General features: G+C 63.2%; 13 protein-coding genes and 1 tRNA gene. 2 read left to right on the top strand and 12 right to left on the bottom strand.

Annotated elements, in window-relative coordinates:
• Positions 1–48 precede the first annotated feature (48 nt).
• The 10 genes from rpoC to J6497_RS21770 all read right to left on the bottom strand — a co-directional run bounded on the left by rpoC (position 49) and on the right by J6497_RS21770 (position 13,800).
• Entirely contained in the window at positions 49–4,248 is a 4,200-nt protein-coding gene (gene rpoC, locus J6497_RS21815) for a DNA-directed RNA polymerase subunit beta' (RefSeq protein WP_225706334.1), read from the bottom strand.
• A 125-nt stretch (positions 4,249–4,373) separates the two neighbouring features.
• On the bottom strand, positions 4,374–8,492 hold the full coding sequence (rpoB, locus tag J6497_RS21810) for a DNA-directed RNA polymerase subunit beta (protein ID WP_225706333.1): 4,119 nt from the start codon (positions 8,490–8,492) through the stop codon (positions 4,374–4,376).
• A 498-nt stretch (positions 8,493–8,990) separates the two neighbouring features.
• Positions 8,991–9,368, bottom strand: coding sequence for a 50S ribosomal protein L7/L12 (gene rplL / locus J6497_RS21805; RefSeq protein ID WP_225706332.1), 378 nt, complete (start codon positions 9,366–9,368; stop codon positions 8,991–8,993).
• 56 nt (positions 9,369–9,424) lie between these two features.
• Positions 9,425–9,943 (bottom strand): 50S ribosomal protein L10, encoded by a 519-nt coding sequence (rplJ, locus tag J6497_RS21800; protein WP_225706331.1) that lies wholly within the window; start codon positions 9,941–9,943, stop codon positions 9,425–9,427.
• Positions 9,944–10,479: 536 nt separating this feature from the next.
• Positions 10,480–11,436 carry a 2-hydroxyacid dehydrogenase gene (locus tag J6497_RS21795; protein WP_225706330.1) on the bottom strand — a complete coding sequence of 319 codons (957 nt, stop codon included), beginning with the start codon at positions 11,434–11,436 and terminating at the stop codon, positions 10,480–10,482.
• A gap of 95 nt (positions 11,437–11,531) precedes the next feature.
• Positions 11,532–12,224, bottom strand: coding sequence for a 50S ribosomal protein L1 (gene rplA / locus J6497_RS21790; RefSeq protein WP_225706329.1), 693 nt, complete (start codon positions 12,222–12,224; stop codon positions 11,532–11,534).
• A 6-nt stretch (positions 12,225–12,230) separates the two neighbouring features.
• Positions 12,231–12,659, bottom strand: a complete 429-nt coding sequence (gene rplK / locus J6497_RS21785; protein WP_225706328.1) for a 50S ribosomal protein L11 — start codon at positions 12,657–12,659, stop codon at positions 12,231–12,233.
• A 103-nt stretch (positions 12,660–12,762) separates the two neighbouring features.
• Positions 12,763–13,314 carry a transcription termination/antitermination protein NusG gene (gene nusG, locus J6497_RS21780; RefSeq protein WP_225706327.1) on the bottom strand — a complete coding sequence of 184 codons (552 nt, stop codon included), beginning with the start codon at positions 13,312–13,314 and terminating at the stop codon, positions 12,763–12,765.
• Positions 13,314–13,505 carry a preprotein translocase subunit SecE gene (gene secE / locus J6497_RS21775; protein ID WP_225706326.1) on the bottom strand — a complete coding sequence of 64 codons (192 nt, stop codon included), beginning with the start codon at positions 13,503–13,505 and terminating at the stop codon, positions 13,314–13,316. Before secE ends, nusG begins: the two co-directional genes overlap by 1 nt.
• A 219-nt stretch (positions 13,506–13,724) precedes the next feature.
• Positions 13,725–13,800: transfer RNA gene (locus J6497_RS21770), tRNA-Trp, on the bottom strand.
• A 153-nt stretch (positions 13,801–13,953) separates the two neighbouring features.
• Here J6497_RS21770 and J6497_RS21765 point away from each other — a divergent pair.
• Positions 13,954–15,174: a serine hydrolase domain-containing protein gene (locus J6497_RS21765; RefSeq protein ID WP_225706325.1), complete on the top strand. Its 1,221-nt coding sequence runs from the start codon at positions 13,954–13,956 to the stop codon at positions 15,172–15,174.
• Between the two features lie 132 nt (positions 15,175–15,306).
• Here J6497_RS21765 and J6497_RS21760 read toward each other — a convergent pair whose 3' ends face one another.
• The gene (locus J6497_RS21760; RefSeq protein WP_225706324.1) at positions 15,307–16,074 is read right to left on the bottom strand and encodes an SDR family NAD(P)-dependent oxidoreductase; all 768 of its coding nucleotides are present in this window, start codon (positions 16,072–16,074) and stop codon (positions 15,307–15,309) included.
• Between the two features lie 35 nt (positions 16,075–16,109).
• On the bottom strand, positions 16,110–16,817 hold the full coding sequence (locus J6497_RS21755; protein WP_225706323.1) for a histidine phosphatase family protein: 708 nt from the start codon (positions 16,815–16,817) through the stop codon (positions 16,110–16,112).
• Between the two features lie 136 nt (positions 16,818–16,953).
• On the opposite strand from J6497_RS21755, the gene J6497_RS21750 reads away from it, so the two are divergent.
• Positions 16,954–17,739, top strand: a complete 786-nt coding sequence (locus tag J6497_RS21750) for an SDR family NAD(P)-dependent oxidoreductase (protein WP_225706322.1) — start codon at positions 16,954–16,956, stop codon at positions 17,737–17,739.
• The last annotated feature ends 524 nt before the right edge of the window (positions 17,740–18,263 follow it).

Genomic DNA, 18,263 nt, shown 5'->3' with positions numbered 1-18,263 from the left:
GCCGGCAAAAAGCCGGCCTTTTCGTGAGCACCGTAGTTTTGCGGAGTGTTACTCCGCGGGCGGCAGCGCTAGCGGCTCCGCTTCCGGCGCGGACGGCACGATCGCCGCCTGCTTCTCGCGCTCGTCGAGGATCAGCTTGTCGCGCTTCATCGCGACTTCGCGGATCCGCGCCATCGAGGCGCCCGTGCCCGCCGGGATCAGCCGGCCGACAATGACGTTCTCCTTGAGGCCTTCCAGCGGGTCCACCTTGCCGTTGACGGCGGCCTCGGTGAGCACGCGGGTGGTCTCCTGGAACGACGCCGCCGAGAAGAACGAGCGGGTCTGCAGGCTCGCCTTGGTGATGCCGAGCAGCACCGGCGTTCCGGTCGCGGGCTTCTTGCCCTCTTCCTTGGCCTTGGTGTTGAGCGCGTCGAACTCGATCTTGTCGACCTGCTCGCCGGTAATCATGTCGGTGTCGCCCTGATCGGTGACCTCCACCTTCTGCAGCATCTGACGGACAATCACCTCGATGTGCTTGTCGTTGATGAGCACGCCCTGCAACCGGTAAACTTCCTGGATCTCGTTGACCAGATAGGCAGCGAGCTCCTCGATGCCCTTGATCGCCAGGATGTCGTGCGGCGCCGGATTGCCTTCGACGATGAAATCGCCCTTTTCGACGATGTCGCCGTCCTGAAGGTGGATGTGCTTTCCCTTCGGGATCAGGTACTCGCGCGGCTCCTCGTTCTTGTCGGCTGGCTCGATCGAGATGCGACGCTTGTTCTTGTAGTCGCGGCCGAAGCGGACGGTGCCCGCCACTTCCGCGATGATCGCCGCATCCTTCGGCTTGCGGGCCTCGAACAGCTCCGCCACGCGCGGCAGACCGCCGGTGATGTCACGCGTCTTGGCGCTCTCGGTGGAGATACGCGCCAGGATGTCGCCGGGCTTCACCTGCGCACCGACGTCGACTGACAGGATGGCGTCGACCGACAGCATGTAGCGGGCATCGCCGCCACGCGCGAGCTTCATCACCTTGCCGTCCTTGCCCTTGACCACGATGGCCGGACGCAGATCCGCGCCGCCGCGCGTCGACCGCCAATCGATAACAACGCGCTTGGCGATACCAGTGGATTCGTCGAGCGTTTCCGAGATCGACTGGCCCTCGACCAGGTCCTCGAACCCGATCGTACCCTCGACTTCGGTCAGCACCGGACGGGTGTACGGATCCCACTCGGCGATGCGCTGCCCGCGCTTGACCATGTCGCCTTCGTCGACATGCATGCGCGAGCCGTACTGGATGCGGTGCGTCGCACGCTCGGTGCCGTCGGCATCGACGATCGCAACCACCATGTTGCGAACCATCGCGATCAGGTGGCCTTCGCTGTTGCGGGCGATCGACTTGTTCCTGATCACGATCTTGCCGTCGAAGTTCGACTCCACGAACGACTGCTCGTTGATCTGCGCCGCGCCGCCGATGTGGAACGTGCGCATCGTCAGCTGCGTGCCGGGCTCGCCGATCGACTGCGCAGCGATCACGCCGACCGCCTCGCCATGGTTGACCGGGGTGCCGCGGGCGAGATCGCGCCCGTAGCACTTGGCGCAAATGCCGTTGACGAGCTCGCAGGTCAGCGCCGAACGGATCTTCACCTCCTGGATGCCGGCCTTCTGGATGGCGTCCACATGGGACTCCTCCATCAGCGTGCCGCGCGCGACCAGGACGTCGTTGGTCGTGGGATCGCGCACGTCATCGCAAGCCACGCGGCCCAGGATACGGGAGCCAAGCGAGGCAACCACGGTGCCAGCATCGACGATGGCGCGCATCTTGATGCCGAGATGGGTGCCGCAGTCGCTGGACGTGATGATGCAGTCCTGCGCCACGTCGACCAGACGACGGGTCAGGTAGCCGGAGTTCGCGGTCTTCAACGCGGTGTCCGCGAGGCCCTTGCGGGCACCGTGGGTCGAGTTGAAGTATTCGAGCACCGAGAGGCCTTCCTTGAAGTTGGAAATGATCGGCGTTTCGATGATCTCGCCCGACGGCTTCGCCATCAGGCCGCGCATGCCGGCGAGCTGACGCATCTGCGCCGGCGAACCACGTGCACCGGAATGCGCCATCATGTAGATCGAGTTGATGTCGGCGTCCGCTCCGCTCGCCGTCTTCTTGGTCGAGGAGATCTCCTTCATCATCGCCTTGGCGACTTCTTCGCCCGCCTTCGACCAGGCGTCGACGACCTTGTTGTACTTCTCGCCATGGGTGATCAGACCATCATTGTACTGCTGCTCGAAATCCTTCGCCAGCGTACGGGTCTGGTCGACGATCTTCCACTTCGACGCCGGCACGACCATGTCGTCCTTGCCGAACGAGATGCCGGCCTTGAAGGCGTTGTAGAAGCCGAGCGCCATGATGCGGTCGCAGAAGATCACGGTCTCCTTCTGACCACAGTGACGGTAGACCTGGTCGATCACGCCCGAGATCTCGCGCTTGGTCATCAGCTTGTTGATGATGTCGTACGAGATCTTCGGATGCTTCGGCAAAAGATTGCCGAGCATGACGCGGCCGGCCGTGGTTTCGATCCAGCGCTTGGTCTTCTTGCCTTCCTCGTCGGTGCCCACCCACCGATACTTGATCTTGGTATGGAGGTGGATGACCTTCGAGTGCAGGGCATGCTCGAGCTCGGCCATGTCGCCGAACACCTTGCCCTCGCCGGGCAGGCCTTCGCGCATGATCGAGACGTAGTAGAGGCCAAGCACGATGTCCTGCGACGGCACGATGATCGGCTGGCCGTTCGCGGGATGCAGGATGTTGTTGGTCGACATCATCAGGACGCGCGCTTCCAGCTGCGCTTCGAGCGACAGCGGAACGTGCACGGCCATCTGGTCGCCGTCGAAGTCGGCGTTGAACGCGGCGCAGACCAGCGGGTGAAGCTGGATCGCCTTGCCCTCGATCAGCACCGGCTCGAACGCCTGGATGCCCAGACGGTGCAGCGTCGGCGCGCGGTTGAGCAGCACCGGATGTTCGCGGATCACCTCGTCCAGGATATCCCAGACCTCGGGCCGCTCCTTCTCGACCAGCTTCTTCGCCTGCTTCACGGTCGTCGACAGGCCCTTGGCATCTAGCCGCGAATAGATGAACGGCTTGAACAGCTCGAGCGCCATCTTCTTCGGCAGGCCGCACTGATGCAGGCGCAGCTCGGGACCGACCACGATCACCGAGCGGCCGGAATAGTCGACGCGCTTGCCGAGCAGGTTCTGGCGGAAGCGGCCCTGCTTGCCCTTGAGCATGTCGGCGAGCGACTTCAGCGGACGCTTGTTGGCGCCCGTGATGACGCGGCCGCGGCGGCCGTTGTCGAACAGCGCGTCGACGGCCTCCTGCAGCATGCGCTTCTCGTTGCGGATGATGATGTCCGGCGCGCGCAGCTCCATCAACCGCTTCAAACGGTTGTTGCGGTTGATGACGCGGCGATAGAGGTCGTTGAGGTCGGACGTCGCGAAGCGGCCGCCATCGAGCGGCACCAGCGGGCGCAGGTCCGGCGGAATCACGGGGATGACCGTCATGATCATCCATTCCGGCTTGTTGCCGGAGTGGCGGAAGGCCTCGACGATCTTCAGCCGCTTGGCGAGCTTCTTGTGCTTGATGTCGGAGTCGGTCTCCTGCATCTCGGCACGCAGCGAAACCTCGAGCTTCTCGAGGTCAAGGCCCTTCAGCAGCTCGCGGATCGCCTCGGCGCCGATCATGGCGGTGAAGCTATCCTGGCCGTATTCGTCCTGCGCCTTCAGATACTCGTCTTCCGACAGGAGCTGACGGTCCTTGAGCGCAGTCAGACCCGGCTCGAGCACGACGTAGTACTCGAAATACAGGATGCGCTCGAGATCCTTCAGCGTCATGTCGAGCAGAAGGCCGATGCGCGACGGCAGCGACTTCAGGAACCAGATGTGGGCGACCGGGGCCGCGAGCTCGATATGGCCCATGCGCTCGCGCCGGACGCGCGACAGCGTGACTTCGACGGAGCACTTTTCGCAGATGATGCCCTTGTACTTCATCCGCTTGTACTTGCCGCACAAGCACTCGTAGTCCTTGATCGGCCCGAAGATGCGGGCGCAGAACAGCCCGTCCCGCTCCGGCTTGAAGGTGCGGTAGTTGATGGTCTCCGGCTTCTTGATCTCGCCGTAGGACCAGGACAGAATCTTCTCCGGGGACGCGATCGAAATCCGGATCTGGTCGAAGACCTGGGCCGGCGTCGTCGGATTGAAAAGATTCATAATCTCTTGGTTCATGGTCTTCTCCTCGCATGCCGGTCAAAGCCGGCAGCAAATTCCGAAACTCTGCTCACCAAGCGCCCCGCTCGCACATAGCTGCGAGGCGCGGATGCCCGGCTTGAAACCGGGCATCATGTGTCGTGTTACTCGGCCGCTTCCGACGTCGGCGCCGGTCCTATCTTGGAATTGTGCAGGTCGACGTTGAGGCCTAGCGAGCGCATTTCCTTGACCAGCACGTTGAACGACTCGGGGATACCAGCCTCGAACGTGTCGTCGCCGCGCACGATCGCCTCGTACACCTTGGTACGGCCGGCGACGTCGTCCGACTTCACGGTCAACATCTCCTGCAGCGTGTAGGCCGCGCCATAGGCTTCCAGCGCCCACACCTCCATTTCGCCGAAGCGCTGGCCGCCGAACTGCGCCTTGCCGCCCAGCGGCTGCTGGGTGACCAGCGAGTACGGGCCGATCGAGCGGGCGTGGATCTTGTCGTCCACCAGGTGGTGCAGCTTCAGCATGTAGATGTAGCCCACCGTCACCTTGCGATCGAAGGGATCGCCGGTGCGGCCGTCATAGACGGTCGACTGGCCGGAGGCGTCGAAGCCGGCAAGCTTCAGCATCTCCTCGATGTCTGCCTCCTTGGCGCCGTCGAACACCGGGGTTGCGATCGGCACGCCGTGGCTCAGATTGCGGCCAAGCTCAATCAGCTCGTTGTCGTTCAGCGAGCGGATGGTTTCATCGTCGCCATAGATCTTCTTCAGGGTCTCGCGCAGCGGCTTGAGATCCTGCTTCTGATAATAGGCGTCGATGGTCTGGCCGATGCGCCTGCCGAGGCCGGCGCAGGCCCAGCCGAGATGCGTCTCGAGGATCTGGCCGACGTTCATGCGCGAGGGCACGCCGAGCGGATTCAGCACGATATCGGCATGCGTGCCGTCTTCGAGGAACGGCATGTCCTCGATCGGCACGATCTTGGACACCACGCCCTTGTTGCCGTGGCGGCCGGCCATCTTGTCGCCGGGCTGGATCTTGCGCTTCACCGCGACGAAGACCTTGACCATCTTCATCACGCCGGGAGGCAGTTCGTCGCCGCGCTGCAGCTTTTCGACCTTGTCGAGGAAGCGCTGCTCGAGCCCCTTCTTCGACTCGTCGTACTGCTTACGCATCGCCTCGATCTCGGCCATCAGCTTGTCGTTGGGCGAGGCGAACAGCCACCACTGCGACTTCGGATACTCATCGAGCACCGCGCGGGTGATCTTGGTGTCCTTCTTGAAGCCCTTCGGACCGGAGATGCCCTGGCGGTTCTCCAGGAGCTCTGCGAGACGGTTGTAGACGTTGCGGTCAAGGATCGCCTGCTCGTCGTCGCGGTCTTTCGCGAGACGCTCGATCTCCTCCCGCTCGATCGCCAGCGCACGCTCGTCCTTGTCGACACCGTGGCGGTTGAACACACGGACTTCCACGATCGTGCCCTGCACGCCCGGGGGCACGCGGAGCGAGGTGTCGCGGACGTCGGAGGCCTTTTCGCCGAAGATGGCGCGGAGCAGCTTCTCTTCCGGCGTCATCGGGCTTTCGCCCTTCGGCGTGATCTTGCCGACCAGAATGTCGCCGGCGCGAACTTCCGCACCGATATAGACGATGCCGGCTTCGTCGAGGTTCTTCAGCGCCTCTTCCGAAACGTTCGGAATGTCGCGTGTGATTTCCTCCGGACCGAGCTTGGTGTCGCGGGCCATCACCTCGAATTCCTCGATGTGGATCGAGGTGAAGACGTCGTCCTTCACGATCCGCTCGGAGAGCAGGATCGAGTCTTCGAAGTTGTAGCCGTTCCACGGCATGAACGCGACCAGCACGTTGCGGCCGAGCGCGAGCTCGCCGAGATCGGTCGACGGACCGTCAGCGATGATGTCGCCCTTCTTGACGCTGTCGCCGACCTTCACCAGCGGACGCTGATTGATGCAGGTCGACTGGTTGGAGCGCTGGTACTTCATCAGCCGGTAGATATCGACGCCCGACTTGGTCGGATCGAGATCCTCGGTGGCGCGGATGACGACGCGGGTGGCGTCGATCTGGTCGACCACGCCGGAGCGGCGGGCCGCGATCGCAGCACCCGAGTCGCGTGCAACCACGCCTTCCATGCCGGTGCCGACGAACGGCGCCTCGGCGCGAACCAGCGGCACCGCCTGGCGCTGCATGTTCGAGCCCATCAGCGCGCGGTTGGCGTCGTCGTTCTCAAGGAATGGAATCAGCGCGGCCGCGACCGAAACGAGCTGCTTCGGCGACACGTCCATGTAGTCGACCTTGTCGGGCGCCACCGGCATCACTTCGCCGGCGTGACGGCAGACCACGAGATCTTCGGTGAAGCGGCCCTTCGGATCGAGCGACACGTTGGCCTGCGCGACGCGATAGCGGCCCTCCTCCATCGCCGACAGGTACACCACCTCATCGGTGACGCGGCCATCCTTCACCTTGCGGTAGGGCGTCTCGACGAAGCCGTACTTGTTCACGCGCGCAAACGTCGCGAGCGAGTTGATCAGGCCGATGTTCGGACCTTCCGGCGTCTCGATCGGGCAGATACGGCCATAATGCGTCGGGTGCACGTCGCGCACCTCGAAGCCGGCGCGCTCGCGGGTCAGACCGCCCGGGCCGAGCGCCGACAGGCGCCGCTTGTGGGTGATCTCCGAGAGCGGATTGGTCTGGTCCATGAACTGCGAGAGCTGCGAGGAGCCGAAGAATTCGCGCACGGCGGCAGCCGCAGGCTTCGCGTTGATCAGGTCCTGCGGCATGACGGTGTCGATATCGACGCTCGACATGCGCTCCTTGATCGCGCGTTCCATGCGGAGCAGACCGATGCGGTACTGGTTCTCCATGAGCTCGCCGACCGAGCGCACCCGGCGGTTGCCGAGATGGTCGATGTCGTCGATCTCGCCCTTGCCGTCGCGCAGGTCGACCAGCGTCTTGATGACGGCGAGGATGTCTTCCTTGCGCAGCGTGCGATGGGTGTCGGGCGCATCGAGCTCGAGACGCATGTTCATCTTGACGCGGCCGACCGCGGAGAGGTCGTAGCGTTCGGAATCGAAGAACAGCGACTGGAACATGGCCTGCGCCGAATCCAGCGTCGGCGGCTCGCCCGGACGCATCACGCGGTAGATGTCGAACAGCGCGTCCTCGCGCGTCATGTTCTTGTCGGCATTCAGCGTGTTGCGGATGTAGGCGCCGACGTTGACGTGGTCGATGTCAAGCAGCGGCAGTTCCTTGTAGCCCTGCTCGTTCAGCGACTTCAAAAGCTTGTCGGTGATCTCCTCGCCGGCCTCGGCGTAGATCTCGCCGGTCTTCGGATTGACGAGGTCCTCGGCGAGGTAATTGCCGACCAATTCCTCATCTGACAGGCGCAGCGCCTTGAGCCCCTTCTCCTGGAGCAGGCGGGCCTGACGGACGGTGAGCTTCTTGCCGGCATCGAGCACGACCTTGCCTGTGTCGGCATCGATCAGGTCGTTGACCGTGGAATAGCCGCGGAAACGGTTGGCGTCGAACGGCACGCGCCAGCCGTCCTTGGTACGCTTGTAGCTGATCTTCTTGTAGAAGGTCGAAAGGATCTGCTCGCCGTCGAGACCGAGCGCATACATCAGCGAGGTCACGGGGATCTTGCGGCGGCGGTCGATGCGCGCGAACACGATGTCCTTGGCGTCGAACTCGATGTCGAGCCAGGAGCCGCGATAGGGAATCACGCGCGCCGCGAACAGGAGCTTGCCCGAAGAATGGGTCTTGCCCTTGTCGTGGTCGAAGAACACGCCCGGCGAACGGTGCATCTGGGAGACGATGACGCGCTCGGTGCCGTTGACGACGAAGGTGCCGTTCATGGTCATGAGCGGGATGTCGCCCATGTAGACGTCCTGCTCCTTGATGTCCTTGACCGACTTGGCGCCGGTCTCCTCGTCGATATCGAACACGATGAGGCGCAGCGTCACCTTGAGCGGCGCAGCGAAGGTCATGCCGCGCTGGCGGCACTCGTCGACGTCATATTTCGGCGGCTCGAACTCGTAACGTACGAACTCCAGCATTGAGGTGCCGGAGAAGTCCGAAATCGGGAACACCGAACGGAACACGGCCTGCAGACCTTCGTCCGGCCGCCCGCCATGGGGCTCGTCGACCATCAGAAACTGATCATAGGACGCCTTCTGAACCTCAATGAGGTTCGGCATCTCGGCGACTTCCTTGATGTGACCGAAGAACTTGCGTACGCGTTTGCGACCGGTGAATGTCTGCTGCGCCATCGTGGCCTCTCATTTTCGCCGCCCTTTTGGGGCGAACCTTCCGGAGCGCGACTGCCGCCGCGCCCGGGTTGAATTTCGATTCGTCTGGAAGGAACAAGGGCCAAATTCAGGAACTAAATCCTCAATTCGTTCTTGCGGCCTTCAAAACGCAAAAGGACGCGCGGGGCGCTTGACGCACCCGCCCGTCAAAACTTGTCGCTTCACGGACTGAAAAAGCCCGAAATCTGCCTGTCTCCCAACGGATCGCGTCGGGAACCTGCCGCCCCGCCGCCAACCGTGTTTTTCGCTGCCAGCCCGATATGGGATAGCGATCATGGAGATTCGAGGGTTAAACCCACGAATCCCCACACTTTTTTGTGTACCATGCGCAGCGCGACAACCCGTCGCACATCTTTTGCATGGCCTGCCCCGGATTGCGCGCGGCTGCGCCTCGCCCTGTCCGAGGCCGGATCCCGGGTCCGCGGCGCTCGCCCGGGATTTTGGCTCAGTAACTCGCGGTTACTTGAGCTCGACCTTCGCGCCAGCCTTCTCGAGCTGGGCCTTGATCTTGTCGGCTTCTTCCTTGTTGACGCCTTCCTTGACCGGCTTCGGAGCGCCCTCGACGAGGTCCTTGGCTTCCTTCAGGCCCAGGCCGGTGATGGCGCGGACTTCCTTGATGACCTCGATCTTCTTGTCGCCGGCACCGGCCAGTACGACGGTGAACTCGGTCTTCTCTTCGACCGGAGCCGCGGCGGCGCCACCGGCGGCGGGACCAGCCACTGCCACGGCGGCAGCGGCGGAGACGCCCCACTTCTCTTCGAGGAGCTTTGCGAGTTCGGCCGCTTCGAGCACGGTGAGGCTCGAGAGGTCGTCGACGATTTTCTGCAAGTCAGCCATTGATCTGTTTCCTTAAACGTTTGGTTCGAACCAGGGTTTGAGTTTTGCGAAGGCCATCAGGCCGCTTCGCCCTTTGAGGCATGAGCCTGAATGACGCGCGCGAGCTTGGCCGCGGGCGCGTTGGAGAGCTGAGCGAGCTTGGTCGCCGGGGCTACGATGAGGCCGACGAGCTTGCCGCGCAGTTCGTCCAGCGACGGCAGCGAGGCAAGCGCCTTGACGCCATCGACATTCAGGACGGTTTTGCCCATCGAGCCGCCGAGGATGACGAACTTCTCGTTCGCCTTGGCGAAATCGATGGCAACCTTTGGCGCCGCAACCGGATCGTTGGAGGTAGCGATCACGGTCGGCCCCTTCAGGAGGGTGCCGATGGCAGCGACGTCAGTGCCTTCAAGAGCAATTTTGGCGAGACGGTTCTTCGAGACCTTCACCGATGCACCCGCCTGCTTCATCTGCTTGCGCAGGGTCTGCATCTGGGCGACGGTGAGGCCGGAATAGTGAGCAACGATCGCGACTCCCGTGGTCTTGAAGACCTCGTTGAGCTGTTCGACCGCCTCTTTCTTTGCCGCTCGTTCCACAGCAAGCTCTCTCCGGTTGGCGGTCTTTGCTTGCGCGAGACCGCCGGGTTGCACCCATCGTCCCACCCAAACCTTATGCCTCGGGACCGAAGTCCGAGGGACACGCCGGGCAAGACGACATTCTTGAAGCCTGCCCTCCCGTCGGCCTTTCGGCCGCGGGCTGTCGAGGTTCGAACCAAACCTGCTTCCCGTAAGGCCTCTTAAGGCACTGCGCGAAGCAAATCCGATTTTCACCCGTCTATGCAGGCCATGCGATTAAGCCGTTGAAAAACCGAAGTTTGTCGCGGGCGCCTGCAGTCTCGGACAGGATCGAGGCTAACGGCTTGAGCCGAAGCCCCTGCCCTCATTCCAACGAGGCCGACGGGTTCCCTTCCTTCGAGCAATCCAAGTGGATGCCTGGAAGGATAAAGTCTCCTATCGAACCAAGTTTTCGGAATGCGAGCACGGGCGTGCCAGCGACCGCCAGCACGCCCGGAGGCGGTTATTTAGCGGCTCGACCCTCGCTTGCCAAGAGCAAAATTCGGGCCGCGGGCAGATCAGGTGAGCCGAACCTGATAAGGCAGCGGTTTGCCGGCGAAAAATGCATCGAGATAGCCGAGCACGCAGTCTTGCATCGCCACATGCGATTCCAGGGTGTGGCCGCCAATATGCGGGGTCAGCACCACGTTCGGCAGCGCGGTCAGCGCGTCCGGCGCATGCGGCTCGGTCGCGTAGACGTCGAGGCCGGCACCGGCAATGGTCTGGTCCGACAGCGCCGCCACCAGCGCAGCCTCGTCAATGACGGAGCCACGGGAGATGTTGACGACGAAACCATCGCTGCCCAGCCGGCGCAGGACGTCGGCATTGACGGCATGGTTGTTGTCAGGACCCGCTCGCACGGCAACCATCAGGACGCTGCACCAATCGGCCAGCGCCTCGAGGCTCGAAAAATACGGGTACGGCACGTCGTGCCGGCTGCGGCTGAAATAGCCGACCTCGGTCTCGAAGGCCGCGACGCGCGCGGCGATCTTGCGGCCGATCTCGCCCATGCCGTAGACGCCAACCTTGCGGCCGCGCATGCCAGCTTGCGGCCGCATCATCGGCGACGGTTTTGCTCCCGCCCAGTCGCCGCTCCGCACATAATTGTCCGCGACCGGCAGCCGGCGGACCGCCGCCAGCATCAGCGTCACCGCGATGTCGGCCACCGAGGCCGCATTGGCGCCGGGGCTGTTGCCGACCGCGATGTTGCGGCTGGCGGCGGCGCCAAGATCGATGCCGTCGTAGCCGGTGCCATAGCAGATGATCGCGCCGAGCCTTGGCATCATGTCCATGGCCTCGGCACCAAGCCGCCCGCTGCCACCGGCGGTGATCAGCGCCCGGATGTTGGCAAGTTCCTCGGCCGAGAACACCTCATTCGGCCGCTTGCCCGCGGCGTTCAACAATTCATAGCGCTCGCCGAAGCGCTGGAGCTGGGCTTTGGGAAAGCGCGAATAGATCAGGACCTTATCGGGCATTGTTGTCCTTTCCTGCAAGCTGCGCCACGCCGTAAAGCGAAGGGCGGAATCGGCTGCCCGATCCCGCCCTCTTTATTCATACGCCCTGCCAGCGGTTAGCCGAGCAGCGTGCCCGGCTCGACTTTCACGCCCGGGCCCATGGTGGAGGAAACCGCCACGCGCTGGACGTAGGTGCCCTTGGCGCCGGCCGGCTTGGCCTTCACGACGGCGTCCGCGAGCGCCTTGATGTTCTCGACCAGCTTGTCCTCGGAGAACGAGGCCTTGCCGACGCCGGCCTGAATAATGCCGGCCTTCTCGACACGGAACTCGACCGAGCCGCCCTTCGCGCCCTTCACGGCGCTGGTGACGTCCATGGTCACGGTGCCGATCTTCGGGTTCGGCATCATGCCGCGCGGACCGAGCACCTTACCGAGGCGGCCGACCAGCGGCATCATGTCAGGGGTGGCGATGCAGCGGTCGAAGTCGATATTGCCGGCCTGCACCTTCTCGACCAGATCCTCGGCGCCGATGACGTCGGCACCCGCCGCCTTGGCCTCTTCCGCCTTGGCGCCGCGGGCGAACACGCCGACGCGGAGCGTGCGGCCGGTGCCGTTCGGCAGGGTCACCACGCCGCGCACCATCTGGTCGGCGTGACGCGGGTCGACGCCGAGATTGATCGCGACCTCAATGGTCTCGTCGAACTTCGACTTGGCCCGTTCCTTGACCAGCTTGATGGCGTCCGCGAGCGGATAAAGCTTTTCGCGGTCAATACCTTCGCGGGCCTTCTTCAAACGCTTTCCGATAGCCATGGCGCCTTACCCCGCAACTTCCAGACCCATCGAACGGGCGGAGCCCTCGACCATCTTCATGGCCGCTTCGACGGTGTCGCAATTGAGATCCTTCATCTTCTTTTCGGCGATCTCGCGCACCTGCGCCTGGGTCACCTGGCCGGCCTTGTCACGGCCCGGCGCCTTCGAGCCGGACTGGATCTTGGCCGCCTGCTTCAAGAAATAAGACATCGGCGGCGTCTTCATCTCGAAGGTGAAGGAACGATCCGCGTAGATGGTGATGATCACCGGGATCGGGGTGTTCTTCTCTTCCTTCTGCGTCTGGGCGTTGAACGCCTTGCAGAATTCCATGATGTTGAGACCGCGCTGACCGAGCGCGGGGCCGATCGGTGGCGACGGGTTCGCCGCACCGGCCGGGACCTGAAGCTTCAGGTATCCGGTCACTTTCTTTGCCATGTATCACTCCTGTTGTGCCGGACGCTGCCCGGCGGGTTCAGGTTCCGTGGTTCGGACCAAGAGCGGCTGGCGACCGCCCTGTTCCTCCCACGTCCTCTTCAGATCAGACCTTCTCGACCTGACCGAATTCCAGCTCGACCGGGGTGGCGCGGCCGAAGATTGAAACCGCGACCTTCACGCGTGAGCGCGCTTCGTCAATTTCTTCCACCACGCCCGAGAACGAGGCGAATGGCCCGTCGGCCACCCGCACATTCTCGCCGATCTCGAACGACACCGTGGCCTTCGGCCGTTCCACGCCCTCCTGCACTTGCTGCAGGATGTGCATGGCCTCCGCTTCCGAGATCGGCATCGGCTTGTTTTCCGCGCCCAGGAAGCCCGTCACCTTCGGGGTATTCTTGATCAGGTGGAAGGCTTCATCCGTGAGCTTCATCTTCACCAGCACGTAGCCGGGGAAGAACTTGCGCTCGGCGTCGATCTTGCGGCCGCGGCGCACCTCGGTGACCTTCTCGGTGGGCACCAGCACCTGCTCGAACAGTTCCTCCAGCCCGCGCTGCTTCGCCTGTTCGCGGATCGATTCTGCCACCTTCTTCTCGAAGTTCGAGTAGGCGTGGACGATGTACCAGCGCTTGTCCGTCGATTGCGTTAGAGTGGTCATCAGTGGATGCCCAGGATGAAGGTAATGAGATAGCGGATAATCTGGTCCGCGGCGAAGAAGAAGATCGACGCCAGCGCAACCATCACGAACACCATGATCGTGGTGATCGTCGTCTCACGACGGGTCGGCCAGGTGACCTTGGCGGTCTCCGAGCGCACTTCCTGCAGGAATTTGAACGGGCTGAAAGCCATTCTTCTTAAGTCCGCATCCGTCGTCAGACGATTCAAGTGTTTCAGGAATCCGAACAGTCCTTGAGCGCCCAGCCCTCTCGCGAAGGATGAGCCGGGAAGCAGGCTCGATTGTTCGGGGGATATCAACGCCGCGCCGGATATCCGCTTTCAAATGCGGGCCGGCTGCAGGTGGCGGCTATGTACTGCGGGAACAGCCAAAGGTCAAGATATTGGCAACCCTGGCAGGAGTGGTAGGGCTCGAACCTACGACCCCCGGTTTTGGAGACCGGTGCTCTACCAATTGAGCTACACTCCTACGGAACCGAAGCGTCGCCGCCGGTTCGCGCCGTTTGAAGCACAGGGCATGCCCCGAATGCAAGGGTGAAGCGGTAAACGCCCTGTTCAGGATCGCACTTCTCGGCCAGACTTCCCCCATCGCCGCGACAACAAGAACCAGACGGGAGAGACCATGACCGCGCAAACCGCCACCAGGCCGACATCCGCCCCGCAGACGCTGCCCCTGCCGTCCGCCAAGCCGGAGCAGCTTGGCCTTTCCAGCGTCCGGCTGCGGCGGATGTCCGACACCTTCAAGCGCGAGGTCGACAAGGGAACCATCCCCGGCGCCACCGTGCTGGTGGCGCGCCGCGGCCAGATCGGCTGGTTCGACGCCATCGGCCGGCAGGCCCCGGAGGGCGCGTCGATGGCGCATGACACCATCTTCCGCATCTTCTCGATGACCAAGCCGATCGTCTCGGTCGGCATCATGATGCTGCTGGAGGACGGCCATTTCCTGCTCAGCGATCCCGTCGCGAAATTCATCCCGGAATTTGCCGAGACCAAGGTCGGCGTCGAGCGCGACGGCAAGCTCGAGCTGGCGCCAGCGAGCCGTCAGATGACGATCCAGGACCTTCTCCGCCACACGTCGGGCCTGACTTACGACCACACCGGCAACAGCCTGGTGCAGCAGCTCTATCAGCAATCGCGGCTGCGCAGCCGCAAGATCACAAATGCCGAGCACGCAACCTTGCTCGCGAGCATGCCGCTGATCTGCCAGCCCGGCGCCGAGTTCAACTACAGCCGCTCCACCGACATCCTCGGCCGCATCATCGAAGTCGTCAGCGGCAAGACGCTCGGCGCCTTCCTGACCGAACGCATCCTGGCGCCGCTGCAGATGACCGAGACCGGCTTCTACACCGGCGAGGAAAATGCCGGCCGGCTCGCCGAGGCGTTCGCGACCGATCCATGGAACGGCGAGAAGGTGCAGCTCTTCAACATGCTGGAGAAGCCGGCAATGGAATCCGGCGGCGGCGGGCTGGTCTCGACCACGATGGATTATGCCCGCTTCTCGCAGATGCTGCTGAGTGGCGGCACGCTCGACGGCAACAGGATCATCGGGCGCAAGACGCTGCAATTGATGGCGTCGGATCACCTTGCCCCCGACGTCAAGATCCAGGGCACGCTGGTGCCGCCTGGCCACGGCTTCGGCCTCGGCTTTGCGGTGCGCACGCAGGCCGGCATCGCGCCATTTCCAGGCTCGGTCGACCAGTTCTTCTGGAGCGGCGTCGCCGGCACCTTCTTCTGGATCGATCCGAGCGAGGACCTGTTCGCGGTGTTCATGTCACAGGGCCCGGGCCAGCGCGACTACACCCGCACGCTGGTCCGGAACGGCGTGTACGCCGCGCTGGACTGACGCACCATCCACGGGGTCATGCCCCGCGAAGGCGGGGCATCCAGTAAACGCCGGCGCCTATTGGAATGAGGCCGGTGGTTACTGGATCGCCCGCCTGCGCGGGCGATGACGGTTGAGTGTGTGTCATGCGCGTCAACTGACCGTCGCGCCGCCGTCGATCACCACGGTCTGGCCGGTCATGAAGTCGCCGGCCTTCGATCCCATTAGCACCGCGCAGCCGGCGATCTCGTCGGGGATACCGATGCGCTGCAACGGCGAGCGCGCGGTCGAGGCTTTCAGGTTCTCCGGATTGTCCCACAGCGCCTTGGCAAAGTCGGTCTTGATCAGGCCGGGCGCGATGCAGTTCACGCGGATATTGTGCTTGCCGTATTCGCAGGCAAGGTTGCGCGCAAGCTGCATGTCGGCGGCCTTCGAGATCGCGTAGGCGCCGAGGATGGTCGAGCCCTTCAGGCCGCCGATCGAGGACACGATGATGATCGAGCCATCCTTGCGCTCGATCATCTGCGGCACCACCATCGAGATCAGCCAGTTGTTGGCGACGATGTTGTTCTCGAGGATCTTGCGGAACTGGTCGTCGGAGATGCCGGCCAGCGGGCCGTAATAGGGATTCGACGCCGCATTGCAGACCAGCACATCGATCTTGCCGAAGGCGCGGTTGCTCTCGTCGACGAGGTTCTGAAGGTTCTCCTTGCTCGAGATGTTCGCCGCGATCGCAACCGCACTGCCCTTGCCGAACTTATCGTTGATCTCTTTCGCCACCTGGTCGCAGACGTCGGCCTTGCGCGAGGAGATCACCACCTTGGCGCCGTGCTCGGCCATGCGCTCGGCAATGGCGCGGCCGATGCCGCGTGTCGAGCCGGTGATGACGGCCACTTTTCCCTTCATGTCGAACAAAGTCATGTTTCTCTCCCAGTATGAGGTGTTGATATTGCGCGTCAGGCGAGCTTGTTCTCCGGCACGACTTCCGGTCCGGCCGGCTGATGCATCGCGGCATGCTTTGCGTCCGCGATCCAGGGCTGCTGGTTCACCATCGGCAATCGCCAGAGGCTGGTGTCCGCGCTTGCAACATGATCGAGCCGCGTCACCGAACAATTGTCGATGTCGAAGGCAAGGCCCCTCTCCGGCTGGCCGCCGAGCGCCAGGCCGACGGCGGCCTTGATCGTGCCGCCATGACCGACCGCGATCACGTCCCTGCCGGCTTCTGCGACATTGATTCGCACGATCGCGCGGCAGACGCGGGTGTAGAGATCCATGAAACTTTCGCCATCGGGCGCGGGCTCGTTGATATCGGCGAACCAATGGCTGCCGACCGGGCGGCTGGCAAGGAACGCGGCGCGATTCATGCCCTGCCACCGACCGAGATGCTGCTCGGCGAAGGCGACTTCCCTGGTCATGCCGGCAGGCTTTGGAAAGCCGGCAGCCCAGATCGCCTCCGCGGTCTGATGCGTGCGCATCAGGTTGCTTGCGTACCAGACCGCAGCGCGCGGCAGGATCTTCGCGACCGCTTCGAACACTTCGCGATCTCCGGTGTCGCATTCGATGTCTTTCTGGCCATAGATATTGCCGCCATCGCTGCGTACCGGCGCGTGCCGTATCCACCACCACCGCGTCGTGACTACCTCTGACTTGTCGACATTGGACATCACAGGCCCCCTTGAATAGTGTGCGCGTGTCCTACGTCAGAGCACATAACGTCACAAGTGACTTTGGCGTTTGAAATCTTGTTTGAATTCCGCGAAGCGGCAAGCGCCGATACGCATGACCACCAGGGAGAAACACATGGGCCGCCTCGAAGGCAAATCCGTCATCATCACCGGCGCGGGAAGCGGCATCGGGCGCGCTGCCTCCCTGTTGTTCACCAAGGAAGGTGCGAAGCTGATCGCGGTCGACCGCACCGAGGGCGTGAACGAGACCGCAAAACTCGTCCGCGATGCCGGCGGCACCGTCGAGGCCGTGATGGCGGATGCGGGCTCCGAAGCCGATGTGAAAGCCTTCATCGACAAGGCGCTGTCGACATACGGCAAGCTCGACGCGATCTGGGCCAACGCCGGCGTCAGCGGCGGCCTGGTGCCGCTCGCCGACCAAACGGTCGAGCACTGGCAGGAGGTGCTGCGCATCAACCTGATCGGACCGTTCCTCGCGATCAAGCACTCGATCCCGCACATGACCAAGCAGGGATATGGCTCGGTCATCTGCACCGCGTCGGTGGCAGGCCTGAAGGCAGGCGCGAGCGGGCATCCGTACGGCGCCAGCAAGGCCGGCGTCATCAGCCTGGTGCAGACCACGGCCTATTCGCTGTCCGGCACCGGCGTGCGCATCAACGCGGTCTGCCCGGGCCTGATCGAGACCGGCATGACCAAGCCGGTGTTCGATCGCGCCAAGGAGCGCGGCACCTCCGACAAGATCGGCCAACTCAATCCGCTCAAGCGCGCCGGCCAGCCGCACGAGCTCGCCGCGATGGGACTGTTCCTTGCGAACGACGAAGCGTCCTACGTCAACGGCCAGGCGATCCCCGTCGATGGCGGCCTCACGGCGTCGATGCCGTACACGGGCAAGCCGATTTAGGGCGCGCTCTCTCACCTCGTCGTCCCTGCGAAAGCATGCGAAAGCAGGGACCCATAACCACCGATGTGCGTTGTGGTGTGAGCAAGTGGTTGCAGCTTTGCATAACAATAAGCACTTGTGGTTATGGATCCCGGCTCAAGGCCGGGACGACGTGGGGAAGAGCTCAATCAATTTTCAAACAGCAGGCTCGTAGGATGGGTAGAGCGCAGCGAAACCCATCGCGATGGAGCGAGCCTCGCGAATGATGGGTTTCGCTGCGCTCTACCCATCCTACGTCTGATTCAAACAACGGATGTGAGTCCGCATTCTCGCGGCGCATGGCGCCCGAGTCTTGCTTCACTTTCCACCCTCTCATTGAATAGAGGGCGCAGGGAAAGCCGGGTGCCGGTTGCACCCGTGGGCCCCGTGCAACAAAAAGCACGGGGGTAGGACCACAGGTCAACCGAAGCAACACCGGCTTTCCCTGCGCAGTGGTTTACGGCTTACTTCGTGCTCTCCCCGGTGACCGGGCTTTCTTGCCACCG

Origin of the sequence: Bradyrhizobium cenepequi, assembly GCF_020329485.1 — a bacterium.
Taxonomy (GTDB): Bacteria; Pseudomonadota; Alphaproteobacteria; order Rhizobiales; family Xanthobacteraceae; genus Bradyrhizobium; species Bradyrhizobium cenepequi.
Note: the sequence above shows the minus strand (reverse complement) of the source record. Positions and strands in the feature narration are given on the sequence as shown.